We start from the raw sequence: 1,607 nt of genomic DNA, 5'->3' as shown, positions 1-1,607 counted from the left end.
GGGGGTGCGGACAAAATCTTGGACTTGTTTATGCTGCCAAACCAAGACTTTCCCGATACTCTAGGGGGCTGCGTGCCCCTAGGGAAAGCTTGATTCGCTTTTCGTTGTACCAGCGAATGTAATCATCAACAGCTTGCATGAACTGCTCAATGGACGTGTTTCGCCAGTCGCCAGGGTAGAACCATTCTGTTTTCAGCCGGCCGAAGAATCCCTCACAGGCAGCGTTATCTGGTGAGCACCCTTTGCGCGACATGGACCGGATCAGGTTGGCATCGCGCATTCGGGACAGCCAACCCGGCCAGCGGTAGTGGGCGCCACGATCCGAGTGAAGAATTGGCCGCTGATGGCTATTGCCCACGGTTTCAATGGCAGCATCCAGCATCGTGTTGACCAATGCCGCATCAGGGCGCGTACTCATTGACCAACTAACCACCATGCCATCGAAACAGTCGACGACAGGCGATAGATAGACTTTGCCTGCTGGAATTTGGAACTCAGTAATGTCGGTAAGCCACTTCTCGTTCGGCGCCGCCGCCTGAAAGTCGCGATTGATGACATTTTCTGGTGCAGGACTGATTTCGCCCAAATACGAACCGTACCGACGCCGCTTGGGCGTGGTAGCGACCAACTGTTCCTGCTTCATCAACCGCAGCACCACTTTTTCCGAGAGGAAGAACTGCTGCCGGCTTAGGGATGCCCGTATCCGCCGATAGCCGTAACAGCGGTGATTGCGTTCGAAGATGTCGGCCATGATGCCACGCACGTCAGCATACTTGTCCGCCATTTGGCGACGAGCCCGATGATAAAAATAGGAACTGCGAGCAAGACCCAGCTTGGTAAAGAGCGCTGACAGTCCGTAGCGTGCTCTCAGGGCATCAACCAGTACTGTCTTCTCCCGATTGCTCAGGAGGTGCAGGTCGACGCCCAGATCCTTTTTTATGAGCTCGACGGCCTTCTTCAAGATGTCGTGTTCAAGCTGTAATTGCAGGATATCGCGTTGCAACGCATCTCGTTGTTGCTCCAGCTCAGCTTGCTCTGCTGCGGGAGAGGAATCTCGGTGACGCTTCATGGATGCAGGAACCCCACGATCGAGTAGCTGATCTTTCCAGTTGTACAGCGTCGGCCTGGTTACTCCAAGCTCTTGTGCAATGGCACGCGCACTGCCTTGTCGCGAACACAGTGCGATGACCGCTGCCTGCTTTAGTTCTTGTGGATGTGCATCCGCTCTGGCTTTGCCAGCGAGACGCTTCCGCATTTCAGGGTGAAGCTCGTCAACCCAGGCGGAGAGCGTCTTGCGCCCAGGATAGCCAAGTGCCCTCAGGGTAGTGGCAATACAGCAGCCATGCTGGAAGTAGTGCGAAACCGCTACGGCCTTCTGCTCTGGCGAGTACTTCGGCTTTGCGCGCACATAGCCTGCTGGCAGATCGTTGCCATTCATGTAGGCGTGATACCAACTCTTGAGTGCATTCTTTGTGGGGTATCCCAACTGGCGAATGGTCACCCCAGTGCGCTTGCCGAGCTGTATGTAAAGCAGAACTGCGCGGATGCGATCTTCGTACGAGTACATGAACTACCTCCCAGTAGTCCAAGTTTTTGTCCGCACCCCC

The 1,607-nt window shown here is 55.2% G+C and carries 1 protein-coding gene; it reads right to left on the bottom strand.

Annotation, left to right across the window (positions count from 1 at the left end):
- Positions 1-28: 28 nt before the first annotated feature.
- Positions 29-1,567, bottom strand: a complete 1,539-nt coding sequence (locus PQU96_RS15890; protein ID WP_272773378.1) for an IS3 family transposase — start codon at positions 1,565-1,567, stop codon at positions 29-31.
- Between the last annotated feature and the right edge of the window lie 40 nt (positions 1,568-1,607).

Origin of the sequence: Vogesella margarita (assembly GCF_028548475.1) — a bacterium.
Lineage (GTDB): Bacteria > Pseudomonadota > Gammaproteobacteria > Burkholderiales > Chromobacteriaceae > Vogesella > Vogesella margarita.
Note: the sequence above shows the minus strand (reverse complement) of the source record. Positions and strands in the feature narration are given on the sequence as shown.